The organism is Flagellimonas okinawensis, from assembly GCF_029194005.1.
Taxonomy (GTDB): Bacteria; Bacteroidota; Bacteroidia; order Flavobacteriales; family Flavobacteriaceae; genus Flagellimonas; species Flagellimonas okinawensis.
In genome coordinates, this window is the sequence record NZ_JARFVA010000007.1 from 18497 (window position 1) to 35011 (window position 16515).

The window sequence follows — 16515 nt, forward strand, 5'->3', positions numbered from 1 at the left end:
ATGGTAAACCGCATTTTATCCCACGACCAAATACAGCACATTACAAAACGTATCGCCTACCAGATCTATGAAACCAATGTGGACGAAAAAGAAATCGTAGTTGCAGGAATCAATGGCGGCGGGGAGAGCTTTGCCAAAAAAATTATCGCCGTGCTCAATAAGATAACGGATGCCAAAATTGTTTTTTGCAAAGTGGACATGGATAAAAAAAATCCCCTACAAAGTGGAGTGACCACTTCCCTTTCCTTTGATGATTACACGAATAAATCCATTGTACTTGTAGATGATGTCCTGAATTCCGGTACCACTCTCATTTATGGGACACACCATTTTTTAAAGACACCGATCAAGCAATTGAAAACGGCTGTGCTGGTCAATAGGAACCATAAAAGATATCCGATCAAGGCAGATTTTAAGGGAATTTCCCTATCCACCTCCTTAAACGAGCACATAAAGGTGGTGTTCGAAACAAAAAACAATGCGGTATACCTAGAGTAAACGTCTTATTTCCGCTACCACCTCTTCCGCTGTTCCGCTACCGTCTACCTTATATTTTGCTTGGGCATAAAATGGTATCCGCTCAAAAAGATGCTTTCCGATAAATTCGGGAAGTTCTTGGTCCTGAATATTTTTAACCAAGGGACGGTGTTCCTTTTCTTTGGAAATTCTATCGACCAATTGTGGAATGGTCATCCCTAAATAAACGGAGCCATCGGATTTTTCAAGAATAATTTGAATATTATTGGCATAACAAGGGGTGCCTCCACCGGTTGACAAGACTATGGATTCGTCACTTTCCAGAACCTCGTTGAGCATTTGATGCTCCAATTTTCTAAAATAGATTTCACCTTTTTCGGAAAAAATGTTTTTGATCGATTTTTTTTCAGACGCTTCAATATAATCGTCCAAGTCTACAAAACGAGCTCCTAATTGACTGGCCAACAACCTTCCAACCGTTGACTTTCCACTTGCCATATATCCCATCAAAACTATTTTCATCTTCTAGAATTTTAATCGATTTCAAAAAAACACAAATTTATCATTAATTCACCTTGGAAAATTAATTATTGATGTTATATTTGCACCCGCTTAGCCAAACAGCTGGGCACATATAGGAGACCTGATAGCTCAGTTGGTAGAGCATCTCCCTTTTAAGGAGAGGGTCCTGGGTTCGAGCCCCAGTCAGGTCACTTTTTCCGTTTTAAGGAAATTCAAAAAGTCTGTAAATCGTTGATTTACAGACTTTTTTGTTTTTATTGATTTCATTTGATATCAAATAGTACCATATATCGCGGTGAACGATTCGGTGAACGGTTTTAGAATCCGCAAAAATGGCACCTGATCAATGTTAAAAACGCTGCGAACATTTTTTTTCAAATGTTCCGGAACAAAATTGAATCAGCAAATCGATGACAAATGGAAACAAAAACATTCTCTTTAATCCACTATCTCAGAAAGGCCCAATTGGACAAAACCGGAAAAGCTGGTATCTATCTCAGGATTACCGTAAACGGTCATCGGGCAGAGCTCAGTATCAAACGAAAAACAAGTCCCGAAAAATGGTGTTCCAACAAAGGAAGGTTAAAAGGCTCGAGCAAGGAGGCCAAAGAGCTGAACCACTACATGGACCAGCTAGAATCCAAAGCTTATGAAATCCATTCAAAGCTGGTCGTCAAAAAGAAACCTTTCAATGCCGAGACCATCAAAAACAAACTTCTGGGCAAAGGAACTGCCCATAAAACACTCCTTGCCATTTATGAAGAACACAATGCCCAGATCAAAGAGTTGATCGGATCTGACTATTCCTATGGAGCTTACCGCAGGCACGTACGCACAATGAACCATCTTGCCGGCTTTATCCAAAAGGAATATAAAGTGTCCGACCTATATGTTATGGAGGTGGATTTAAACTTCGTCAATGGATTTCATCATTATTTAAAGACCCAAAAAGTTGGTAACCAAAATACAGTTACCAAATATGTTGTCAACTTCAAAAAAATCATGAGGATGGCCTTTGCCAATAATTGGGTGAAAAAAGACCCTTTCTATTATTGGAAGGCCGAATGGAAAAAAGTGGAAAGAGATGTTCTGACCGAAGCAGAACTAAGGGCTATAATGGAAACGGAACCCGAGTCAAAAAGTTTAGAGCAGGTACGGGACGTTTTTGTTTTTTGTTGTTTTACTGGGTTGGCCTACGTAGATGTCAAAAAACTTTCAAATAACCACATAGTAGATGGTATTGGTGGCAAACGATGGATCAAAATCAAAAGGGCGAAAACAGACTCTTTGAGCACAGTGCCCTTACTCCCCATTGCGGAAAAAATATTGCTCAAGTATAAAGACCATTCGCAAATCATGGGTACAGAAACAATACTACCAGTTGTCAGCAACCAAAAGACCAACGCCTACCTAAAGGAAATTGCTTCTTGTTGCGGGATTAAAAAGAAGCTAACCTTTCATTTGGCTCGTCACACATTTGCGACAACTGTAACACTGTCCAATGGGATTTCAATTGAATCGGTCAGCAAGATGCTTGGGCACCAATCCTTAAAGACAACTCAAATATATGCCAAGGTAATCGACAAGAAATTACATGATGATATGAGTTTACTTGAGGGAAAATATGAGTTGTGAGGTAAAAAGATTTTATCTAGTATGGTAGAGCATCAAAAAGTATTGAATGATTTTTCATTCATATTGATGTTTTTTACTATTCTATGACTGATATTTCATACATTATTAAAACTAAAATCACCAGAAGACAAAAAGCCTATAATAGGTCTTTATAAATGTCTTATTTCCAATAATTATAAGCTTGCACTGCTTATATCATTGTCATGTGCCCTTATTATTTCCGTAATTCTTGCTAAATGATGGTCATCGTGTTCGGCAACAAACAAAAACAAATCCATTATTCGCATTGGTTGCAATAATCTTGGGTGTAAGGCGGTTCTGTAAACATCTTTTTCTGTTAGCTTTGATAATTGCTCTAAAGTTGTTTTCCTTAATCCTTCGAATTCAAAAATTAAGTCATCTATAGACTTATTATTGTGTAGAGCAATTTCGGTTTTCTGATTCTCTAGATCAGCAGAACTTAGATATTCCTCATCATTCAATATCTCACCCAGTCGAATTTTCCATAAAGGTTCCAAGTCACTCAAATGTCCAACATTCACTTTAATGGACCATTTACCACCATTTTTGGTTTCTAGTAAATCAAATGGAATGGTCTCCAGTTTTGATTTTATTCGGATTGATGTTCCTTCAAGTCGCTCCACAATAGAAGGGAAAATATTCTGTTCATACGAGAAATCAAATTTTCTTTCAAACCATTTTATTTGATTCATAATTCTTGTTTTTAATTACTTAAAACGGTAGGCAGCTACCACAATTTTGTATGCATAAATAGGTCTGGAGCAATAGAAAACAGCAGCCGAAAAGCGCATTGGTAGATGACCGTATTGCACAAGTTAGGGAAAAAGTCCTTGTTAATAATACTCGTTCGGTAAATTAAAGTATCCTAAGGATAATCAGAAAATCAAAATGGAAATAAGGCTGTCCTTAAGTGGGATACTTAATGAAAATGTCGCTGATTGAGGATATTTCAGATTCGTTTGAAAATGTATGCTTTTCAAAACTCAAGTAGTTTAAGATTTGAATGTTTAAGTTCCTTATCCAAATTAAATCGTATAGATTTCGTTGTAATTCGATGTTTTCTATGAATAATCTAGAAAATACCAAAACCGAAGCCTATACCTAACCACGGATACCCTTTATGTATCCATGTATTTGCATTTGAACCCAAGGGAATATCATAGCCAATACTTCCTATGATCTCAAAACCATTAAATGAATAGATATAAGCCAACCCAAAAGATGGCATTATGACATTGGTGTTGTTATCGATATCTGGCTCTGTGTTTTCAGCATTGAGCGGTACTAGAGTAGTGTTGAAAAGAATGTTTATGGATTGTTCACTAAAAACACTTTTCTTTTGACCGGCATAGTAATAGAAGTGCTCTTTACCACAGAATATCCATCCAAGGTGCGTACCTATATTAAAATTTGCAGAAAGGTTTCCAGCGTCATTATCATTGTCCTTGCTACCCAAGTAGTATTTAAAGGGGATTGTTACCGCCCCCATGATAAAACCTCGATAATCCAAGGTTCTAGATGTGCGTTCTTTCAATTCGTAAAAATAATACCCTCCTGCGTTTTTTTCTTCTATTTTGGACTTTTCAAGTAATTTTAATTTGCCGTTCTCCGGAATTGGCCTAAAATAAACTCTAAGCTCATTCTCCTTCTGAAAGACGTCGGCTTTCTTGTATTTAGGTAACAATAATGATTCAATCTCCTTTTTTTCATAATGGTCGTCAGTATCATATGAGAGCTCGTTGTTCTCACCCAGGTATATGTTTTTGACTATTTTCTTTTTGGTTTTTTCACCATTACTGTAGTACAGATCAGTTGCATCCTTTATGATATACCATTTTCTCTTCACTTTTTGGGCATAAACGCTAGCAGTGGATATAACCAAAACCAATACACTTGTTAGGATTCGCTGTTTCATGGTTGTAATCTTTAAGAGAATTTTAAAATATTCTTTAAATGAATAACATATTATAGGCCCGATAATCGGATTTATAACTCAATAAGTTAAAGGTTAAGGAAAGCTAGTGGTGAAATAATTATATGAATGTAAGATATATATGTATAACTGGTAAGAAAAGACCTGTTTATTTACTGTGAAAGAATCTCAAAGGATGGATTAACAATCCCTATGAAAGGTGCTGATTTCACTCCGGTATCATTGACCTGACCTCCTTATGAATTCGGTCAAAATTCAATTTTAATTCTTCGGGCGTTTTTGGAGTGGGTTGAGGCAGCTCCTTTGATATCACTGGCTTTTTAAAGCGTATTTTTTTATCCTTCCCATCAAAGAACACTACAAACTCCCCTTGTTGTAACCCATAGAAAGCATCGGCCCGTGTCTTGGTCACTTCCCGTTCACTTTGGGTCACTCGAGTATCAAAATTCAGGTTATAACCTTTGTTCACACTCTTGGACTGCTTTTTTACGATTTCAAAAAAGCGCTCATAATATTTCGCGGTATCGGGATCATTGGCCTTGCCAAAAAACTGATAGGACAGATTGCTCAGTATGGCCTTACTGGCCTTGTCCCCGTAGAGCATATCATTTTGAATCTTGTCCTGCAATACATAGACCGTCGCGATATCATAGCTCCGTAAGGTCGCCGGAATCCGGTGCATGTTCAATAGGCGAATGGTGGAGGCCTCTTCAATGAGAAAAAAGGAGGTCAATCGGTTCCGCTCGCTCATCTGTTTGGAAATGGTATGGATGATCGTTGCAATGACGGGAGAAAGTGAGCTCTCTTTTTTTGGATTATTGACAATGGACACGACCGAGGGGTTTTGGGGATTATTGATATCCAAAGGCACCTCATCCGCTGAGAGCGCCATAAATATCTTCCGGGTACTGATTTTCTTGAAGGCATTGGCCAAGGTGCTTTTCACTCCGGCGGTCTGTCTATCGGAGTCCACCCCACTGATAAAAGCATCGGCCATGGCCTTGGAAGTCAGGTCGGCACTTAAGAAACGTACCAAGTGCTCCGTATCGAGGTATTGGTAGAGAGCAATCATATGGGGAATGGTGCAATAGTCGGGAAAGTCTTCCTTCAACCGCCAGATCAGCCCTCCTATCAGGCCCTCCACGGCATCCTGGAAAAAACGTGAGGTACCACTACTACCACTTTCCTTGAGTTCCAAGAGATTTTCCAAAAGCACCCGGGAGATCTCATGGACACTTTCCTCATCGGGCAAATAACGGGGCGCAATGGGATTGACCCGTTGGTAAATGGGATCAAAGGAAACGATATGGAATTTCCGGTCAGTGCCCTTAAACAACGGATAAGCCATCTCGGTAATCTCAAAGTTCTTGTAATCATGCATCACCCCACAAAAGCGATGGGCCGCAAAATGTTGAAAAAGGTTGAGGACGATGCTTTCGGTCTTTCCGCTGCCCGCTGCCCCGATAATGGAAATACCCCTTCGGATATTGGACAATACCAATTTGGTTCCCTTGGTCTGCAGCACCAATCGATATTTTTTATCAATGGTATTGGCTTCCTTGTTTGGGATGAAAACATAACATAGCAAATTGATAAACGCCCAAGGCAACAATAGGTAGAGCATTACCCTTAGGAAATCACTCATTTCCAATAGAAAGAAAAGAGCTGTCACCACTCCAAGAACCAACAGCCAAGACCCGATAAACCCATAACGGAAGTACTTGACCAAAAGAAAAGAAATCAAGCTTCCCAATAGAAGCACCAGCAAAACAATATGTATAATGGAAGCAGTCAACATTATATTAGATTTCAATGCCCCCTGATCGGATGGCCTGTTCGACACCTTGTTTGAGCTTCATCAGGGTCTTATAGGCCAACTGCACCTTGTTGGTCGGGATGTTGGGGATGGTTACTCCTCCTTTGCGCAATAGTTTTAGGGCCAGTTGCTTTTCGTTGTTCGGCAATCCCAACAAAAGGGCCACAAACTTTTTGGGATCCTGTCGGTATAGCTTTTTCGTGCCATATTTTTCCATAAAGTTTCGGTCATAGGCAAACATCCGATCAAAGGACTTTTCTGCGGATTGGTAGAATTGATCACGGTGAAAACCCTGTTTGACCTTTTTACCCTGTAGGGTGGTTTCGGATGCCTTGAACTTGCTCCCTGGGGACAGGCTGTAGGTATTGGTCACATCCTTTCGGCTGACAATAATATGGATATGGGATTGTGTCCCTTCCTTTTTCATCCCCTCTACGATCATTTGGCCTTTTATCTTATGGGGAGCCTCTTGGGTCAGGCGCTGGATTTCCTGTTGAATGACCTTTGAATTGCCTTGTAGTGCACCCCGTTCCACCTTGGCCAGGTCATTTCGGAGTTTGGCGATTTGTTTGCGGTACGGGACATTTTCCTGCACCTGCTTTTCAAAGCCCCGAAAGCTGCGTTCGTATTCGATTTTAGCATAGTATTTGATATCATCTACAGTGACCGTTCTATCACGATAAAAGGATGCGGCATAATCCTTAATGATTTCCCGGGTGTATTTTCTAAGCGCTTTTGGATTATTGCTGATCTGTTTGAGTTCCCGTTGGCTTGGGCTTACCACGATGGAATAGAATTTAGGTTCATGCTTCTTGAGTTTGGCGGTATTGCCATCAATTTCCGATATGACGGTTTCAGGAGGAATCTTATCTTCTTTTTGGTCAAAAAAGGTCTCCTGTTCCTCTGGTTCCAAATCTTGGTTCTCTTTTTCCAAATAGGCCACATAGTCCCGGACGCTACTGTGATAAGTCTCGAAACCTCTGCCGATTTTCTGTGCCGTGATAGTGATGTACATGGTCATAGATTTTGAAGGGTACGTTTATAGTTTTCCAGCTCCCCCTCGGTGATATCCAATCGCAGGAAAGGTTTACCAAAGGAGGGCTTTACAAGCGTTGTATGTTCCATAAGATATTGGCTTTCCTTTTTTAGCATTTCCAATTTGTCCTGGAGGCGTTCGTAACGGATTTTGGGAACGGTAATCTCAATCCGTGGTTCCTGTTTTTGGGGTACAGGTTCCACTTTGGGTTTTTCGTGTTTGGCCTTTTGTTCCAATAAAACTTCCAAAATGGCATTGGTGGGTTTGGTCTGTGTGATCTCGATATCCCGGATAATGGCGATGGAGGCCTCGGTGCGTTTAATGGAGGTTTCGGTAAGTTTTTGGTTTTTGATGATTTCCTGCAAGACACTTTGATACATGCGGTCCGTAGGAACAAAGCCATGCCACTCAAAAAAGTCCATGACCGCTATTAAGGTTTCCGTGTGGGATTTTGCCGTTTTTTTAGAGAAATTACGGAACCTATTGGCCACCGCCTTTTTAATATTGATGGCCGAGAATCGATATGTTTTGCTTTTCTGCTTCATGTTTTGCTGCAACTTTTTGCAATCTTTTCAGGTGTTTCAAAAGGATTTACAGCAAATCACGGATGTCGCATATACACCATCATTCTTGAAACCCTCTGTTATTATGGGCTTTGCGAAGCAAATGGGATACGTAGCACCGCCTTGGCGTGCTACCCTCTCGCTATTCCGTTTCCCCGCGCACACGGGGAAATCGTCCTACCTATCCCAAGGTATAGGCCCTTACGGTGAGGGAGGTCGGAACATTGAATTTTAAGAGGTTGGAAAGGTTGGTTTTGGCGAATAGGCAAGTAAACCCTCCGAAAGTTGCACATTTTCAATAAAAAAGGGAACCGATATGATTCCCTAAGCTTACATAGTGCGGTTGTTCCCGCAGTCATAACACCCCTTGATCGGCAAAACTGAAGTAGTCCCCATTGGGGGCGATAATGATATGATCAAGGACCTTGACATCGAAGAGCTTGGCCGCCCGTTGGATTTTTTGGGTAATGTCTTTGTCCGGTTGGCTGGCCTGCAGTTTTCCGCTGGGGTGGTTATGGGCGAGCAGGATTCCCACGGAGAGCGTTTTGAGCACTACGGCAAAGAGGATACGCAGATCCACTAGGGTGCCCGTTATCCCTCCCTGTGAGACTTGGTAAATGCCCTTGACCTTATTGCTGTTGTTGAGCAGGACGATCTTAAAGGATTCATGAACGGCGATGGTATCGGTATTCCATGTTTGGTATAGCATTTCCGCAGCATCCTTGGAGGATTTGATCTGTTTCCAAAAGGGGGCTGGGATGCGTTCTTTGTATCGGATATGGATTTCGTTGACTTGTGTTCCCATGATGATGGTATTAGGGTGCTGATGAAAAAAAGAGGGCGGAAGTTTTTAGCTGCCCACCCTCTTAAGGCATCGGCCTTACCGTATTAGGCGGTCTTTGCCGTTTTGGGGTTCTTGGACTTTGAAACCGTTTTTTGGCCTTTTCCCTTTTCGGGGGTTGACTCGGCTTCTTGGGATTCCTTGCCTCCCAAGAGCAGGATCTCAGTGGCCACAATCTCGGTCACATAGACCTTGACATCCATGTCATTGGTATAGCTACGGGATACCAGTTTGCCCTCGATGGCGATTTCCTTGCCCTTGTGGGCATACTGTTCGATGACCTCCGCCCTTTTGTCCCAGGCGACCACGTTGTGCCACTGGGTGGACTGTACCTTTTCCCCTTGGGCGTTCTTGTAATACTCGTTGGTGGCCATGGCAAAGCGTACGGTCTTGCTCCCGCTTTCCAGTACGGCCACTTTGGGATCGTTTCCGATGTTCCCGATCAATTGGACTTTGTTTCTCAATGTACTCATGATTAAAAATTTAAAGATTAGAATTATATGGAGCCCTATCCGTCAGGGCGTTGAAAACTGATTTACTTATTATATCCAGAGCGTTTTCCTTTTTGTTTGTTTTTAACTTTTGAAGTGCTCCCGTTTTATTGTTTTCGTATGATTTCATCGTTCTTGGTTTAAATGATTTACTTCCCATAGGGCCGTCACGTATCCTTTTTGTTGCTGATCGCGGTACAACCTCCAGGCTTGTACAAGGGCGTATAAAAAGCGTAGCGGCTTTATGCCGCCCGCAAGGCTGGATGTTGTTGTTTTGCCGTCAAAAAGGAAGCACGGACGGCTTGGGCAAGGGAATCAAGAACGGGAAATGCGAAAGGAATGGGAGCAACGGAAAAAACAACGGCTATTTGAAGTGATGAAAAATGGGGATTACCGGAAGTTCCAGGTTTACAGGTATTCAAAAAACACCGACAGAAAGTGTCCCAAGACAAGTCCACCACCACAGTATCAGGGGGCACTTTCCATGTTTGGGAATCTCCTTTTGTAATATCATTTAATTTTGGGGTTCGGCCATTGGTAACAAATCCTCCCTGGGGACATTCAATCCCAGTTTCCATTCACTTACAAACCATCTTTTATGAGGGGCCACCATGCATAAGACTATAGTTGATTGACCAGTTTCTTGGCATACTGGATGAATCCCTGTAAACTATTCCTTCGGAATAGGTTTTTTTTAACCAAAATGGTAGTTGGAGATAGCACCCTTAGGTTATGATAATACAGAGTAGACCAATAAGCTATGGTACTATAGGAACTGAATAAGGTGGCAAAGACATTTAGGTTGGCGTTATTGGGTTTGGAATACAATTCCGTGCTATGCGGTTGAGCAGTCCATGTCGATATAGGTTTTCCACCAATTCATGGCTGTTGCCCGCCAATTTTTATGGCAATTGGACCGTCAACTCCTTTAAATGCAAGTACAGGATTTCAAGGTCTTCCAAGTATTTCAACAATGCAATGCGATCTTCATTGAGATTTTCCGAGATGTATGTACTTTTTGCCATTACCCTTTATGTTACAAAGAACCCTAATTTTTAGGGTCCATTGTTACAGGAATGGTAAAAACAGGCCAAGGTTTCAAAATTCCACGCTAAAAGATAAAAACATGTTCATTTTACCTCGGTAAGGGCATCAAAATTTATAATGTTCCTCGGAAAAATATGTTTTAGGGTATCCCACCATACCATGGGTATTCGGTTTATAAACGCGAATCAAGCTGTCTAAGGAACTTCCGTCAGGGTTCCCTTAAACCTGCCCTCGGTGATCCTTAGCACATATTCAATGTTCTTGCCATTCTGGGCCTCGGGAACCAAATCCAGCTCAAAGCTACCGGTCAAGGTTTTACTGGATTGGTCATAGGACTCCACCATAAAGGTGGCTGTTTCGGGTTCCTGTAGGGTATATTGCGCCACAATGGCATCCCCGCCTAGGGTATCGTAGTATAGACCATTTTCCTTGGCCACGGTATAGCTGCCCTCATCTTCAAACTTCACCTTGACCATCAAAACCCCATTGTCGAGCCCTTCCCCTTTGGCCAAGAAGACCAGGGTACCGTTCTCCATCAGCTGCAGTTCAGTGCTGCCTTCCCATAGGACATCGTCCTTTTGGGCCTCAAAGGTATTCTCGGCCAAGGGAATATCGGAACCGTCATCAGAACTACATCCAAGAATGGACAACAAGCTGAAAAGGAACAGGTATGACAATGAAAATCGAAAGCGTAACATAGGTGTTTTTTCTTTAGATGGTGGGATCTTGTTTAGGTTGCTTATAGCTTGAAAAGATAATAGGAGCCCCTCACTGCACGATCAGGGTTTTGTGCAAAGCCTCAGTCGATTTGGCAACCCGTAAATCAAAAATGGGGGCTAACCAAGTTCTTCTTAAAAATCTGCCCGTCCTGTTCTCCCTTGATGGATTCTTTCGTCGAATATATGTTGGTTTAGTTGCAGAATCTTCACTATCCCTTTAGTTTCGGGCTGCATCCCATTGGGAGCAAATCATAGACACTACAAGACATCTTGAAGTTTCATAATTATGACAGCCTGCCAACCCGTAACCGGAAAAACGAATTCATTTACCCGGGTCAGTTGTCGGGGGCGGGCTGTTCTTTTCAGGCCTTTCATTAGAAATACCTTTGGCCTGACTCATTACCCAAGCACCTCATATTGATTTGAGATGTACCTTAGTACTATTTCCATTCGTTAGGTCATTCTTTTAATTCCACTCCTGCTTTCCTGCATAATTCCTTAATTTCAGAAAGTGTTTTTGTGCCACAATTCCTAAAACCACCGATAACCCGCAACGAAAGTTTACCAATATCTGAAACTTTAAGATTGCTGTACATGATCCAAGAGGCCCGTTCAACCCCAAATGCTTCTGCATTGTTGTAGAGCACATTTTGTGTTCTTACACTAAGGTTGCAATCCCTTATAAAAGAATCCTTGTCTATTTTTGGTCCATCCTTCATATCCATGTAAAATTATAAGAATATAGGAAAAAGGACGTAAACATGTAGAGGTTAGCCGTTGGAAGGAATGAAATCTTAATGCGCTACATTTACAAACGTTACATATTCTTTTTCGGCATTACTTAAACTACGGGTTAATGCTCTTTCAAGACATCATGTTTAAAGGTGGTAATTCACCAAATTCCTTGACATAGGATTTCAGTTTCTCACTTTCCATTTCCACGCTCTTGTCAGTGCCATGGAGTTCGACATAGAGATGTTCATAGGGATACTTTTCTTGTAGGGTTTCGGAATCCATGTACCTAACACCACCTTCATGGTTTAAAGATGAATCATCTGGGGCCATGGCTTTTTTGAGTTCAATGACTTCATCGCAGAACTTCTGGGCCCGACCAATGTACAGCGTCCCCATAGCATCTGTTTTGTGCATTTGCTTTACTGCTACAATTTCAGTTTTTGGCAACATGCAATAAAGCTCATAGATACCTCCTCCATCACCGAAATCCCTATTTATCCTTTGCCAAAGCCTACTATCGGACAGCCTGTAGTTTGCGCTTCTTGTCTTCATAAATGTACTGTTGTATCGGGGGAGGGTAAATATATGGATATCAACAAAAAATACCTATATGAATCGACCAATCCATAAAATTTCCCTACATAACTAAGGAATAGCTAGTTATTCATAAATTAAAATTGCCCAGTGTCTTGATAACCACATTCCATTAGGTTTATTTGGGAGTCTCGTTTCGATCAACAATTGTACCAATCAAATTGGTATTAAAAACCAGCTTTAAAACATCTAATACCTTACTTAAAGGACAATACAACCAGCCTCGATGTACCCGCTTCAGAAAGGTTGACCTTCAGCCTCTCCCCTTTGTCCAAATGAAATTTTGGATAAACATAGACCGATTGAACCGTTTGGCCATGCATAACATTAACAGGGACATTATGTCCATGCAAAGGCAGCAGTTCCAATTCCTGATAAGAAGCCCTCCTCCCTCTTTTACCACTGACCTTGAACAGTTCCAAGTCTCCAAAATCAAACCGGACACCCGAATGGTTCGCTATTTCAAATTGGACATACACCTCGTCTTGCATGTGGTACATATTCTTTACGGCCAATGAGAGCCCCTGCTTTTTCTTGACCGAATGCTTTCGTTCGGGCAGTTGCAAGAGTGATTCACAAGAGACCTGAAACCTTCGGTCACTAATGGTAAGAACCTCCGAGGAATCCGCAATCAAAGTCCGGGCTACCCTTTCCTGTTGGGCATCTTCCCTTACCCCTTGGTCTTCGGTCCCGATGCGTTCCTCCAATCCAATAAATCTATTCGGATATTCTAGTTTTTCGGCATAACGGACCATAAAGGAATAGACACTTCCGTCCTTAGTAATGACCAGCAGATTGCTGTCCTTACCCGGAACGGCCTTTAATAGTCCCAAGGTCTGTCCTTTTTCCCGATTATAGGTAAAGGCGAAATTGTTGTTGCCCACGATGCCCTGCTTGATCTTGGCGGGAAAGAACAGGGCCATGTTCATATGTTCATTGGCATAAATGGTGTCCAAGGTTGTATTGTTGGCGGCTTGGGAGGCAACGGCAAGTAACATCCCAACAATGATGATTGCATTTTTCATGACGAAATGGTTTTAGAAGCCCGAAAGACCCCGGTTCAAACGAGATATCAAGGCTTTATTTTTAAAAGGATTTTATAGTTTCTGTTTACGGTGGCCCTGACCTGACGGTTGGAGCGTTGAAAGATATTTTTCAGGCCCCTTACCTGGGGGACCCCCGGTACATTGATATCTCCCACGACATCATCGACCACTTCCTTGGACAGTTCGGCCCTAAGGGAATTCTGGATATAGAGACCTTCCAGCCCGTCCCGATAGTCATATGCCCTTAACTTTAAGGGAATATGGTCAATATTCCCAATATCCAGTACCATCCTATTGGGCTGAAAGCCCACGATTCCGAAAACGATGGTACCTTCTGGCACGACCTTACCGTGAATGACCATCTCTTCCAGAAGTCGGACTTCCAATCGGTCGTGGGCCCTGACTGTCTGTGTCCGATCTACCACCGCCGAAATAACCATGTCATTCCGATCATCTACATCGGGTCGGGGATCGGAAGCAAAGAACAATTGCTGTTCCAAGGCCATTTCAGGTAAGGTAGGTATTGTGCTTTCATTTTGTTCAGATCCATGCACCAGCTCGTTTGATTCCTTAGGAACATGGGCATTGACCTTTACGTCATTTTCTTTATATGGTTTCCGATAGGACCCCTGTGTATAATCAATGCGCCCCAAGCTGTAAATACTGTCCACAATCCGCGCCTTCTTCCTATCTATAAAATCTGGGGCAAAAACCCCTGTAGTATCCAAATACTTCTCATCATAGATACTTGGCGCATTGGTCGTCTTCACCTCTTTAAGATCATCAATGGCCTCCAGTTTGGAGGCATACTCCTTTTGGGCCGTTTCCAAAGCGGGTACCAAGGGTTGCTTCAATGGTTCCACGGAATCACCTCCATCGGTAAGGAAGAGCATGGCATACACTACCATAAATACCAGGACCAACAGAATGACGATCCCAAAAACGATTTTCTTTTTATCCAGTTTCATAGCAGAAGTCTTTATAGGTCATTGACCTTTTTCAATTGATTTTCAAAATAGGCCGTGATCAATAGTCCATGGGGATTATTGGGAAAGTGTCGGTCGACCATATGAAGTTGACCTGAGGTCTGCAGTTCGTAGGTATCGGTTACCGAACCCCTGTCAATTTCAAAAATCACCCGGGACCTGAAGGAGAAGGCACCTGCTTCCCCAAAAAGATCGGTTTCCACGGACAGCACCTTTTGGACCAAGGAATATTGCAAGAGCCGGTTATAGACCCCATCGGCCTTTTTTTGCCGGTAGACATTGTCCACAGAACTGTCCCCCAACCATAGGGCCTTTTCCAAATGCTTTTGATAGTTACTGGCATCGATACCATAAAAGTACCTATGGAACTGTTCAATATGGGCCAAGGCCTCCACCTCACGGTTTTCCTGTTGGAGCGTCCATTTCAATGGAATGATGGAACCATCCGTTCCAATGGCAAAGTTTCCCGTCCTAGTTTCCTGATACATTTGATAGGCCACCAACACAGCACCCAGCGTACAGAGGGTCGATGTCATGACCACGGTCAGGACCACAAAACGATTGGTCCGAAGTATTGCAGATATATTTTTATACATTGTTTTCATATTATTTTAGGTTTGATCCGGTACTAGGCACCGAAGAGTTTGAGTGAAAAAGAAGTTGCCCTTCGGTACAGTTTGAATTTCAAAAAGACGATAAAGCCAATGGTGCCCAGTTCCACCAAAGGCGCAAACACGGAACTCCCGTAATTAGTACCAAAAAGGTTGATCCAAAAGTTGGTCGTCAACTCCCCATAGAGGGCATTGATAAAAATGTTCACGAGAAAAAAGGCAGGTACCAGCATGTAAACGGCCACATAGAGCTTAAAAAAGTTGTAGGCCAAGGTTCTGAACTTCTCAAAAACCGCCAAACTGATGACCAAGGGAAAAAAGGCACGCATGATGCCGAGGAGAAAAAAACGTTCCGCCAAAAACATCGGATAGATGAACAGGTCCAGCAGCCAGAGGAACACACTAATGATAAATGCCAATAGCCGCATCCCGAACAAGGGACTGACCAGCGCCTCATAAAGCAGCGCCATCCCCTTTCGTGCAGCGTCCATGAATCCGGCATCCTCTTCAATGGAAATATCCTGCAACTGCAGGGGCAACAGATCCGGTGCCGTGCCGCGGTATTGGGTCTCAATGCCCACCAGGATGGTATCAAAGGCATCCAACACCTGATCGGAAAACAACACCAACAGCACCACGACAAAATTCTTTGCCAGTTCCGTTGGTGTCAGCCCCCAGGTATGTCCATCGCGTGCCGCTATTCCCTCATTGTATTTTTTGATGATATTGATCAAAAAGAACAACAGGGCCAAGGCCTTCATGCCCGTGATGGTGTACTGGGAAAAATCACTTCCGGTGATGGTGCTGTACACCGCATCCACATATTCCAGTCCGATACTTAACAATACGCCGGCCATGATCAATGGGTTGTTATACGGTTATTGATGGCCTCCTGCATTTCCCGAAAGGAAACAATGTCCCGGTATCGTTTGGCCTTGCGCTGGACCTCACCGACCATTTCCTTGGATTGGACTTCTTTTTCCTTGAGCACCCTGATCCGTTCCGCATCGGTCATCTTCAAAAAATCACTGGAGAGTATGTGTTCCACAAATTTCACGTCTTCCAGCGAGTGCTCGATGATGGCATTGAAGGCATCGGAAATGTATTCCACCTCCTCTGGACGGATATGGGGAGAGTCGAGAATGTCCCGCAGATCGTCCCGCACCAGATCGAAAAGGCGTTGGTGGTTCCGGGTCAGTTCACGGACCGCCCTTAATTGTTTGATGACATCGTTGACTTTTTCGATACGCTCTTTTTGTTCCCGTAAAAATTCCACGGTCTTCAAGAGTTCGGAGGTCTGCTTGGCCGATTCGATGATCTGTTTGCCCAAGGTGATAAAGTTGGTATTGTCATATACCGGCATCCCCTGGGCCGTAGCGCGGCCGGGCAAGTGCATTGCCAAGGACAGGGACACCACAATTATTAATAGGCTCATTTTTCCA

20 protein-coding genes and 1 tRNA gene are annotated in these 16515 nt (G+C 42.6%); 3 read left to right on the plus strand and 18 right to left on the minus strand.

The window, feature by feature from the left end; genetic code table 11:
- On the plus strand, positions 1-498 hold the full coding sequence (locus tag PY091_RS16080) for a phosphoribosyltransferase family protein (RefSeq protein ID WP_275650619.1): 498 nt from the start codon (positions 1-3) through the stop codon (positions 496-498).
- Here PY091_RS16080 and PY091_RS16085 read toward each other — a convergent pair.
- On the minus strand, positions 490-999 hold the full coding sequence (locus PY091_RS16085) for a shikimate kinase (protein WP_275650620.1): 510 nt from the start codon (positions 997-999) through the stop codon (positions 490-492). The two genes, PY091_RS16080 and PY091_RS16085, sit on opposite strands and share 9 nt — an antisense overlap.
- A gap of 118 nt (positions 1000-1117) precedes the next feature.
- Here PY091_RS16085 and PY091_RS16090 point away from each other — a divergent pair.
- Both PY091_RS16090 and PY091_RS16095 read left to right on the plus strand, forming a co-directional pair.
- Positions 1118-1190 (plus strand) — tRNA-Lys (locus PY091_RS16090).
- A 226-nt stretch (positions 1191-1416) separates the two neighbouring features.
- Positions 1417-2634, plus strand: a complete 1218-nt coding sequence (locus tag PY091_RS16095; RefSeq protein WP_166247351.1) for a site-specific integrase — start codon at positions 1417-1419, stop codon at positions 2632-2634.
- Between the two features lie 173 nt (positions 2635-2807).
- On the opposite strand, the gene PY091_RS16100 is transcribed toward PY091_RS16095, so the two are convergent.
- From PY091_RS16100 to PY091_RS16180, 17 genes are all read right to left on the minus strand, one after another.
- A complete protein-coding gene (locus PY091_RS16100; protein WP_166247350.1) occupies positions 2808-3347 on the minus strand; it encodes a DinB family protein in 540 nt (179 codons plus the stop codon).
- A gap of 380 nt (positions 3348-3727) precedes the next feature.
- Positions 3728-4570 (minus strand): hypothetical protein, encoded by an 843-nt coding sequence (locus PY091_RS16105; protein ID WP_166247349.1) that lies wholly within the window; start codon positions 4568-4570, stop codon positions 3728-3730.
- 226 nt (positions 4571-4796) lie between these two features.
- Positions 4797-6386 (minus strand): type IV secretory system conjugative DNA transfer family protein, encoded by a 1590-nt coding sequence (locus tag PY091_RS16110; protein ID WP_166247348.1) that lies wholly within the window; start codon positions 6384-6386, stop codon positions 4797-4799.
- Positions 6387-6390: 4 nt separating this feature from the next.
- Entirely contained in the window at positions 6391-7419 is a 1029-nt protein-coding gene (gene mobB, locus PY091_RS16115) for a MobB family relaxase (RefSeq protein WP_166247347.1), read from the minus strand.
- 2 nt (positions 7420-7421) lie between these two features.
- Positions 7422-7985, minus strand: coding sequence for a BfmA/BtgA family mobilization protein (locus tag PY091_RS16120; protein WP_166247346.1), 564 nt, complete (start codon positions 7983-7985; stop codon positions 7422-7424).
- A gap of 373 nt (positions 7986-8358) precedes the next feature.
- A complete protein-coding gene (locus PY091_RS16125) occupies positions 8359-8808 on the minus strand; it encodes a JAB domain-containing protein (RefSeq protein ID WP_166247345.1) in 450 nt (149 codons plus the stop codon).
- Positions 8809-8891: 83 nt separating this feature from the next.
- Positions 8892-9317: a single-stranded DNA-binding protein gene (locus PY091_RS16130; RefSeq protein WP_166247344.1), complete on the minus strand. Its 426-nt coding sequence runs from the start codon at positions 9315-9317 to the stop codon at positions 8892-8894.
- 260 nt (positions 9318-9577) lie between these two features.
- Positions 9578-9913: a hypothetical protein gene (locus PY091_RS16135; RefSeq protein ID WP_166247343.1), complete on the minus strand. Its 336-nt coding sequence runs from the start codon at positions 9911-9913 to the stop codon at positions 9578-9580.
- A gap of 324 nt (positions 9914-10237) precedes the next feature.
- Positions 10238-10360, minus strand: a complete 123-nt coding sequence (locus PY091_RS16140) for a hypothetical protein (RefSeq protein ID WP_258537761.1) — start codon at positions 10358-10360, stop codon at positions 10238-10240.
- A 216-nt stretch (positions 10361-10576) separates the two neighbouring features.
- Positions 10577-11080, minus strand: coding sequence for a DUF6252 family protein (locus PY091_RS16145; protein ID WP_166247342.1), 504 nt, complete (start codon positions 11078-11080; stop codon positions 10577-10579).
- A gap of 479 nt (positions 11081-11559) precedes the next feature.
- Entirely contained in the window at positions 11560-11820 is a 261-nt protein-coding gene (locus PY091_RS16150; RefSeq protein ID WP_166247341.1) for a hypothetical protein, read from the minus strand.
- 145 nt (positions 11821-11965) lie between these two features.
- Entirely contained in the window at positions 11966-12388 is a 423-nt protein-coding gene (locus PY091_RS16155; RefSeq protein ID WP_166247340.1) for a hypothetical protein, read from the minus strand.
- A 239-nt stretch (positions 12389-12627) separates the two neighbouring features.
- Complete coding sequence (locus PY091_RS16160; protein WP_166247339.1) at positions 12628-13455, minus strand: DUF4138 domain-containing protein; 828 nt, start codon at positions 13453-13455, stop codon at positions 12628-12630.
- A 47-nt stretch (positions 13456-13502) separates the two neighbouring features.
- Positions 13503-14444 (minus strand): conjugative transposon protein TraM, encoded by a 942-nt coding sequence (gene traM / locus PY091_RS16165; protein ID WP_166247338.1) that lies wholly within the window; start codon positions 14442-14444, stop codon positions 13503-13505.
- Positions 14445-14455: 11 nt separating this feature from the next.
- Entirely contained in the window at positions 14456-15067 is a 612-nt protein-coding gene (locus PY091_RS16170) for a conjugal transfer protein TraK (protein WP_166247337.1), read from the minus strand.
- A gap of 23 nt (positions 15068-15090) precedes the next feature.
- Positions 15091-15930 (minus strand): hypothetical protein, encoded by an 840-nt coding sequence (locus PY091_RS16175; protein ID WP_258537760.1) that lies wholly within the window; start codon positions 15928-15930, stop codon positions 15091-15093.
- Positions 15931-15932: 2 nt separating this feature from the next.
- Entirely contained in the window at positions 15933-16508 is a 576-nt protein-coding gene (locus tag PY091_RS16180; RefSeq protein WP_166250402.1) for a conjugal transfer protein, read from the minus strand.
- Between the last annotated feature and the right edge of the window lie 7 nt (positions 16509-16515).

What these genes read in the sequence shown, in the direction of transcription:
- PY091_RS16080 (WP_275650619.1), top strand. Translation starts at nt 1, where the DNA reads ATGGTAAACCGCATTTTATCCCACGACCAAATACAGCACATTACAAAA.
- PY091_RS16150 (WP_166247341.1), bottom strand. Translation starts at nt 11,820, where the DNA reads ATGAAGGATGGACCAAAAATAGACAAGGATTCTTTTATAAGGGATTGC.
- traM (WP_166247338.1), bottom strand. Translation starts at nt 14,444, where the DNA reads ATGAAACTGGATAAAAAGAAAATCGTTTTTGGGATCGTCATTCTGTTG.
- PY091_RS16135 (WP_166247343.1), bottom strand. Translation starts at nt 9,913, where the DNA reads ATGGAAACTGGGATTGAATGTCCCCAGGGAGGATTTGTTACCAATGGC.
- mobB (WP_166247347.1), bottom strand. Translation starts at nt 7,419, where the DNA reads ATGTACATCACTATCACGGCACAGAAAATCGGCAGAGGTTTCGAGACT.
- PY091_RS16180 (WP_166250402.1), bottom strand. Translation starts at nt 16,508, where the DNA reads ATGAGCCTATTAATAATTGTGGTGTCCCTGTCCTTGGCAATGCACTTG.
- PY091_RS16085 (WP_275650620.1), bottom strand. Translation starts at nt 999, where the DNA reads ATGAAAATAGTTTTGATGGGATATATGGCAAGTGGAAAGTCAACGGTT.
- PY091_RS16095 (WP_166247351.1), top strand. Translation starts at nt 1,417, where the DNA reads ATGGAAACAAAAACATTCTCTTTAATCCACTATCTCAGAAAGGCCCAA.
- PY091_RS16125 (WP_166247345.1), bottom strand. Translation starts at nt 8,808, where the DNA reads ATGGGAACACAAGTCAACGAAATCCATATCCGATACAAAGAACGCATC.
- PY091_RS16140 (WP_258537761.1), bottom strand. Translation starts at nt 10,360, where the DNA reads ATGGCAAAAAGTACATACATCTCGGAAAATCTCAATGAAGATCGCATT.
- PY091_RS16145 (WP_166247342.1), bottom strand. Translation starts at nt 11,080, where the DNA reads ATGTTACGCTTTCGATTTTCATTGTCATACCTGTTCCTTTTCAGCTTG.
- PY091_RS16130 (WP_166247344.1), bottom strand. Translation starts at nt 9,317, where the DNA reads ATGAGTACATTGAGAAACAAAGTCCAATTGATCGGGAACATCGGAAAC.
- PY091_RS16170 (WP_166247337.1), bottom strand. Translation starts at nt 15,067, where the DNA reads ATGAAAACAATGTATAAAAATATATCTGCAATACTTCGGACCAATCGT.
- PY091_RS16105 (WP_166247349.1), bottom strand. Translation starts at nt 4,570, where the DNA reads ATGAAACAGCGAATCCTAACAAGTGTATTGGTTTTGGTTATATCCACT.
- PY091_RS16110 (WP_166247348.1), bottom strand. Translation starts at nt 6,386, where the DNA reads ATGTTGACTGCTTCCATTATACATATTGTTTTGCTGGTGCTTCTATTG.
- PY091_RS16175 (WP_258537760.1), bottom strand. Translation starts at nt 15,930, where the DNA reads ATGGCCGGCGTATTGTTAAGTATCGGACTGGAATATGTGGATGCGGTG.
- PY091_RS16120 (WP_166247346.1), bottom strand. Translation starts at nt 7,985, where the DNA reads ATGAAGCAGAAAAGCAAAACATATCGATTCTCGGCCATCAATATTAAA.
- PY091_RS16160 (WP_166247339.1), bottom strand. Translation starts at nt 13,455, where the DNA reads ATGAAAAATGCAATCATCATTGTTGGGATGTTACTTGCCGTTGCCTCC.
- PY091_RS16100 (WP_166247350.1), bottom strand. Translation starts at nt 3,347, where the DNA reads ATGAATCAAATAAAATGGTTTGAAAGAAAATTTGATTTCTCGTATGAA.
- PY091_RS16155 (WP_166247340.1), bottom strand. Translation starts at nt 12,388, where the DNA reads ATGAAGACAAGAAGCGCAAACTACAGGCTGTCCGATAGTAGGCTTTGG.